This is a genomic window from Pedobacter petrophilus, from assembly GCF_009674725.1.
Classification (GTDB): Bacteria; Bacteroidota; Bacteroidia; order Sphingobacteriales; family Sphingobacteriaceae; genus Pedobacter; species Pedobacter petrophilus.
Genome location: NZ_WKKH01000131.1, coordinates 1 through 428 on the forward strand (window position 1 = coordinate 1; position 428 = coordinate 428).

General features: G+C 46.7%; 1 protein-coding gene. It reads left to right on the forward strand.

Translation table 11 applies throughout. The annotated features are described in order from the left end of the window. Positions 1–180: hypothetical protein (locus GJU39_RS23730; RefSeq protein ID WP_209437736.1), on the forward strand; the 180-nt coding region annotated here is incomplete at its 5' end. Positions 181–428 lie beyond the last annotated feature (248 nt).

The window sequence follows — 428 nt, forward strand, 5'->3', positions numbered from 1 at the left end:
ACATCAGTTCCAAGCCTTGATTTTTTTGTTACTTTTTTGATCAAGCAAAAAAGTAAGAGCCCTTCGGCGGCCAGCCGAGGCAAGCCAGGGCAGCGGCCAATGATTAATAAGCCACAACAAGATAGATTGCTTCACGCCCTCGCTCAACCTCCGCTTCAGTTCGCAAGGACGATTTATTGATGGCACCCCGCTATCAACACCCTGCTACCCGGCCTCGGAAATGATGGAAGGAGAAAACGTTAAAGCTTAAACCACAAACTTTCAAAACACCACAACCCAAGGCAGCGCGGATCGCCCGATCCTTCATCGGGTGCTTGTGCTGCCGAAATAAAGCTTTAACGAATTTATCCCACATCAGTTCCAAGCCTTGATTTTATTCATAAGTTGTTCATGTTTTTACAGGCATTCATGAGCTCGCAGAAAAGCTC